Consider the following 5,612-nt stretch of genomic DNA (forward strand, 5'->3'; position numbering starts at 1 on the left):
GACGTCGAAATACTGCTTGAGGCGCTCGATCACGTCCGGAAAGATCGGACGCGCGACCAGGATCTTCTGCATCGCCATCTCCGCATGCCGCGGGCGGATCGCAGCGCGTCGTGCGCCGCCGGGACCGCCCGCCTTAGGTTGAAAATCGTCAGCTTACGCCGTGAAGAAGAGCCACGACGTCAGCAGGAATACCGGTATCAGCACGACCAGCGCCCAGCCGAGATACGCGAAGAAGCTCGGCATCTTCACGCCGCGCGATTCGGCGATCGCCTTCACCATGAAGTTGGGTGCGTTGCCGATATAGCTGTTCGCGCCCATGAACACCGCGCCTGCTGAAATCGCGGCGAGCGTCGACGCGCCGGTCGTCATCAGCGACTGGGCATCGCCGCCCGCGAGGTTGAAGAACACGAGATAGGTCGGTGCGTTGTCGAGGAACGACGACAGGATGCCCGTCGCCCAGAAGTACATCGCGTCGACCGGCTTGCCGTCCGGCCCCGTGACGAGATGGACGATCTGCGCGAACGCGCCGTCGGCACCGGCGCGCAGGATCACGATCACCGGCGCGATCGTCACGAAGATCCCCGCGAACAGCTTCGCGACTTCCTCGATCGGCGCCCAGTTGAACGCATTGCCCTCGCGCGCGGAGCGCGGCGTCAGCGCGAGCGACGCGAGCGTCACGCCCACGAGCGCGATGTCGCGCACGAGGTTCTGCAGCGCGACGTGCGTGCCCCATACGTCGAACGTGATGCCCGGCTTCCAGATGCCGCTCATCAGCACCAGGCCGATCACGGCCGCAAGCAGCACGAAATTGATCTTGCCGTCGATCGACAGCCTGTCGCTGTCGGGTGTCGGGTCGAGCACGGCCGGCCGCTCCTCGCCGCCCTTCCGGTAGAAGTACGTATCGAGCGCGAAGAACAGCGTCAGCAGCACACCGCAGATGAACAGCATCGGCAGCGCGAGGTGCGTGGTCGTCCAGAAGAAGCTCACGCCATTCAGGAAGCCGAGGAACAGCGGCGGATCGCCGAGCGGCGACAGCGACCCGCCCGCATTCGCGACCAGAAAGATGAAGAAGATCACGACATGCACGACATGCTTGCGGTTGTCGTTGGCGCGCAGCAGCGGCCGGATCAGCAGCATCGCGGCACCGGTCGTGCCCATCACGCTCGCGAGCAGCGTGCCGAGCGCAAGGATCGCGGTGTTCAGCTTCGGCGTGCCGTGCAGGTTGCCGTTTACGCAGATGCCGCCCGCGACCGTATAAAGCGCGGTGAGCAGCACGATGAACGGAATGTATTCCTCGAGCAGCGCATGCACGAGCGTGCCGAACGCGGTGCCTGCGCCGAACGCGAACGCGAACGGGATCAGGAACACGACCGCCCACCCGGCCGCAATCTTGCCGAAGTGGTGATGCCAGAACACCGGGGCGACGAGCGGGAACAGTGCGATGGAGAGCAGGATCCCGGCAAACGGGATGCCCCAGAGAGCAGACAGCGTGGCACCGTCGAGCGTTGCGGCCGATGCAAGCGCGGGAACGGCGCCAAGCGCAATTCCCGACGCCATGCCCGCCCAGGCGGCATGTCGTTTCATGCAGAACTTCCTTGTTCGAGTGGTAGTGGATGCGGCGGGCGCGTCATGCGCCCCGTACGACGATCACGTGAACGCGGTACGGACCGTGCGCGCCCAGTACGATGGTCTGCTCGATATCGCCCGTGCGCGACGGGCCCGACACGAAATTGACCGCACGCGGCAATTCGCCGCGCTCCGAGCGGATCAGCGCAAATGCGTCTTCATGACCGGCGACGATCCGCGACGCGGGAACGATCGCGATGTGTGTTTCCGGCAGCAGGCCGGCCGATGCGTAGGTATCGGGGCCGGACAACAACACCAGCGAACCCGTTTCGGCGGTCGCGCAAAAACAGCCCGTGAGGCCGACCAGATCGCCGTCGCGCGGCTTGCGGCATTCGACCGACAGGCCTGCGCCCGCCCAGTCGAAATCGGCCAGCGTGCGCCACGCGACGGCCTGCGTCGGCAGGCCGTGAGCGGAAAGGTAACGGGACGCGGCGGCAGGGACATCGGCAAGCGTCGCGACTTCGTCGACGGTCGTCGACAGACGTACCGCTTCGTCGACGAAGGCAGCGACGAGATCGGCCGGCGCCGGTGGGCGCGGGCCCTCCGGATGACGGGCGAGATAGTCGGCAACGCCGTCGCGCTCGGCCGCATCGGGTTCGGCCGCACGCCCCTGCGCCGCGCGAATGCGCGCGAGGATCTGGCGACGGGCAGCGGAAGTGTCCATGAACGGTCCTCGTGACGTTGGCGGGCGATACCGTCGGATTATACCGGCCGACCCCGCCCCAACGCAGTTTTGGCCGTTCGGCCGACGCTTACTTCGACGCGTCTTCCTCGACCGGCTGCGCGATGCCGAACACCTGGCGCAGGTACGCGAGATATGCCTTGTCGTCGCACATGCTCTTGCCCGGCGAATCCGACAGCTTCGCGACCGGCTGGCCGTTGCAGCGGACCATCTTGATCACGATCTGCAGCGGCACGTAGCCGAGATCGTTGGTGAGGTTCGTGCCGACACCGAACGCGAGCTTGCAGCGGCCGCGGAACCGTTCGTACAACTGCATGACCTTCGGGATGTCGAGCGCATCCGAGAACACGAGCACTTTGGTACGCGGGTCGCAACGGTTCGACTCGTAATGGCGCAGCATCCGCTCGCCCCATTCGAACGGATCGCCCGAATCGTGGCGCGCGCCGTCGAACAGCTTGCAGAAGTACATGTCGAAGTCGTTCAGGAACGCATCCATCCCGTAGACGTCCGACAGCGCGATCCCGAGATCGCCGCGATATTCCTTCGCCCACATCTCGAAGCCGTAGATCTGCGAATCGCGCAGCCGCGGGCCGAGCGCCTGGCATGCCTGCAGGTACTCGTGCGCCATCGTGCCGAGCGGTGTGATGCCGTGCTTCATCGCGTAAAGCACGTTGCTCGTGCCCGCGAACTGCGGGCCGAGGCCGTCGCGCAGCGTGAGCGCGACTTCCTCGTGCCAGACCTTCGAGAAGCGCCGGCGCGTGCCGTAGTCGGCGATCTTGCAGTCGGCGAACTCGGGCTTCGCACCGAGCAGCTTGATTTTCTCGCACAGCCGCTCGCGGCCTTCGCGATAGTCGGGCTCGCGCTGCGTGTTGCGGAAATACACTTCGTTGACGATCGCGAGCACCGGGATCTCGAACAGGATCGTGTGCAGCCACGGCCCCGTGATCTCGATGTCGATCTCGCCGTTACCCTTCGGCGACGGCGTGATCGAGATGTACTTCTCGTTCAGATGAAACAGCGCGAGGAAATCGACGAAATCGCTCTTGATGAAGCGCATCCGCCGCAGGTAGTCGAGTTCGACGTCGGAAAAACGCAGCGCGCACAGGCCGCGCACCTCGTCGCGAATCTCGTCGATGTACGGCACGAGATCGACGCCGGGCGTGCGGCACCGGAAACGGTATTCGACGCTTGCAGCAGGGAAGTGATGCAGGACGACCTGCATCATCGTGAACTTGTAGAGATCCGTGTCGAGCAGCGAAGTGATGATCATGATTACGGCACCGCCAATATCGTGACAGGGCCTCGGCGCACCGCGCGCCGCCCGGTCTGTCGGCCATGTTACCCGAATGCGGGCCCGACCATCGTGAAACCGCCTGCCGCCCTGCTCCGGCCACACCGGCCACACCGGCGTATACGGTACACACACCCCGGTGGGTGCGTCCCTTCGGCGAGCCCCCTGGGCAGGCCACCATAAACTAATCACGAAACGATATAAGCCGGATAGCCGACCACGCCATGCGGGTTTTGCGCTTCAGTTACAATGCCGGTTTTGGCGCAAACGCCACCCCATATATACCGCCAAGCAGGAGCGTTTTAATGACTCACGTTGTGACCGAAGGCTGCATCAAGTGCAAATACACGGACTGCGTGGATGTGTGCCCGGTGGATTGCTTCCGTGAAGGTCCCAACTTTCTCGCCATCGATCCGGACGAGTGCATCGACTGCGCAGTGTGCGTCGCCGAGTGCCCGACCAATGCGATCTATGCCGAAGAAGACGTTCCGGGCGACCAGCAGCAGTTCACCGCGCTGAACGCCGAGCTGGCGAAGGACTGGCCGTCGATCACGAAGACCAAGCCGGCACCGGCCGACGCAGACGAGTGGAAGGACGTGCAGGACAAGCTGCACCTGCTCGAGCGCTGATCGCGCAGCGGCCGCAAAAAATTTTTGTGCGCCGCGGCTCAAAAGTGTTGACGGCTTGATCAACGCTCCATATAATCTCGTTTCTCTGCTGTTGTTGTTTGTTCCCCGATAGCTCAGTCGGTAGAGCGCCGGACTGTTAATCCGTAGGTCCCTGGTTCGAGCCCAGGTCGGGGAGCCAAAAACGCAAAGGCCCGTTGAAAGTGGACGGGCTTTTTGCTGGTAGGCAAACCAACACGCAGATGTACCGATTTATTCCCCGATAGCTCAGTCGGTAGAGCGCCGGACTGTTAATCCGTAGGTCCCTGGTTCGAGCCCAGGTCGGGGAGCCAAATAGCGAAAGGCCCGTCAATCGACGGGCCTTTTGTTTTTCCGGCCCGCCTTTCGGCTTCCGTCGCCCGGTCGCGCGCATGCTAGAGTCTCTGTCCCGCATTCGCATCCGGTTCCATCGATGAAGCACCGCCTCCTCCGCTCAGCCCCATTCGCCCTCCTGCTTTCCGCGTTCGCCGCGGCACCGCTCGCGCACGCGGAGGAAGTCGGCAGCGTCAACACCCATTTCCGTGTCACCGGCTCCGATCGCGTGGTCGTCGAGGCGTATGACGATCCGGTCGTAAACGGCGTGACCTGCTACGTGTCGCGCGCCCGCACCGGCGGGATCAAGGGCACGCTCGGCGTCGCCGAGGATCCGAGCGAAGCGTCGATCGCATGCCGGCAGGTCGGCCCGATCAGCTTCAAGGAGCCGCTCAAGCAGCAAACCGACGTGTTCAGCGAGCGCATGTCGTTCATCTTCAAGACCCTGCACGTCGTGCGCGTGGTCGATGCCAAGCGCAACACGATCGTCTACCTGACCTACAGCGACCGCATCGTCAGCGGCAGCCCGAAGAACGCCGTCACCGCGGTGCCGATGCCGGCCGGCACGACGATTCCGGTCAAGTAAAGCGCGCGCCTGCCGGGCGCGCGAGCGATACACTGTCGGTTCGACCGCTCCCGCGCCCGATCATGTCCGCCACCCGCCTTCCCGACTCCGCACGCTACTGGCGCACGCCGCTGCTGCCGGATGCGGATCTCGTCACGGCCACCTATCGCGACCACACGTTCGCGCCCCACTGGCACGACGCGTACACGATCCCCGTGATTCTCGAAGGCGCGGAACGCTTCACCTATCGCGGCAACGGCTATGTCGCCGAAACCGGCTCCGTGCCCGTGATCAATCCCGGCGAGGTGCATACGGGTTCGCGCGCGGCCGACGAGGGCTGGTGCTATCGCGTCAGCTACATGCCGGTCGAATTCATCCGCGAACTCACGAGTGCGATTGCCGGCCGCCCGCAGGACGCGCCGTGGTTTGCGCCGGACGTGATTCGCGACGCCGATCTTGCGGCCCGGCTCA

Annotated in this window: 6 protein-coding genes and 2 tRNA genes; 5 read left to right on the top strand and 3 right to left on the bottom strand. The window is 64.4% G+C overall.

The genetic code is table 11. The annotated features are described in order from the left end of the window. Window positions 1-153: 153 nt before the first annotated feature. The 3 genes from JYJ84_RS27125 to pncB form a co-directional block, all read right to left on the bottom strand. Complete coding sequence (locus tag JYJ84_RS27125) at window positions 154-1,584, bottom strand: sodium:proton antiporter (RefSeq protein WP_175221291.1); 1,431 nt, start codon at window positions 1,582-1,584, stop codon at window positions 154-156. 43 nt (window positions 1,585-1,627) lie between these two features. After that, window positions 1,628-2,290 carry a lactate utilization protein C gene (locus tag JYJ84_RS27130; RefSeq protein ID WP_122944824.1) on the bottom strand — a complete coding sequence of 221 codons (663 nt, stop codon included), beginning with the start codon at window positions 2,288-2,290 and terminating at the stop codon, window positions 1,628-1,630. Between the two features lie 88 nt (window positions 2,291-2,378). Then, entirely contained in the window at window positions 2,379-3,578 is a 1,200-nt protein-coding gene (gene pncB, locus JYJ84_RS27135; protein WP_122944823.1) for a nicotinate phosphoribosyltransferase, read from the bottom strand. Between the two features lie 326 nt (window positions 3,579-3,904). Between pncB and fdxA the strand changes: the two genes are divergently transcribed. The 5 genes from fdxA to JYJ84_RS27160 form a co-directional block, all read left to right on the top strand. Next, window positions 3,905-4,228 carry a ferredoxin FdxA gene (gene fdxA, locus JYJ84_RS27140; RefSeq protein ID WP_011351384.1) on the top strand — a complete coding sequence of 108 codons (324 nt, stop codon included), beginning with the start codon at window positions 3,905-3,907 and terminating at the stop codon, window positions 4,226-4,228. Window positions 4,229-4,330: 102 nt separating this feature from the next. Continuing rightward, window positions 4,331-4,406: transfer RNA gene (locus tag JYJ84_RS27145), tRNA-Asn, on the top strand. Window positions 4,407-4,481: 75 nt separating this feature from the next. Then, window positions 4,482-4,557: transfer RNA gene (locus tag JYJ84_RS27150), tRNA-Asn, on the top strand. 119 nt (window positions 4,558-4,676) lie between these two features. After that, window positions 4,677-5,162, top strand: coding sequence for a CreA family protein (locus JYJ84_RS27155; RefSeq protein ID WP_011351383.1), 486 nt, complete (start codon window positions 4,677-4,679; stop codon window positions 5,160-5,162). A 62-nt stretch (window positions 5,163-5,224) separates the two neighbouring features. Beyond that, the coding region (locus tag JYJ84_RS27160; protein ID WP_205189680.1) for an AraC family ligand binding domain-containing protein at window positions 5,225-5,612 on the top strand (388 nt) is incomplete at its 3' end.

This window comes from Burkholderia sp. LMG 13014, from assembly GCF_905232215.1.
In the GTDB taxonomy this organism is placed as follows: domain Bacteria; phylum Pseudomonadota; class Gammaproteobacteria; order Burkholderiales; family Burkholderiaceae; genus Burkholderia.

Bases quoted from the DNA above. Each gene is read 5' to 3' on its own strand.
- JYJ84_RS27125 (WP_175221291.1), bottom strand. From the start codon at position 1,584: ATGAAACGACATGCCGCCTGGGCGGGCATGGCGTCGGGAATTGCGCTT.
- JYJ84_RS27130 (WP_122944824.1), bottom strand. From the start codon at position 2,290: ATGGACACTTCCGCTGCCCGTCGCCAGATCCTCGCGCGCATTCGCGCG.
- pncB (WP_122944823.1), bottom strand. From the start codon at position 3,578: ATGATCATCACTTCGCTGCTCGACACGGATCTCTACAAGTTCACGATG.
- fdxA (WP_011351384.1), top strand. From the start codon at position 3,905: ATGACTCACGTTGTGACCGAAGGCTGCATCAAGTGCAAATACACGGAC.
- JYJ84_RS27155 (WP_011351383.1), top strand. From the start codon at position 4,677: ATGAAGCACCGCCTCCTCCGCTCAGCCCCATTCGCCCTCCTGCTTTCC.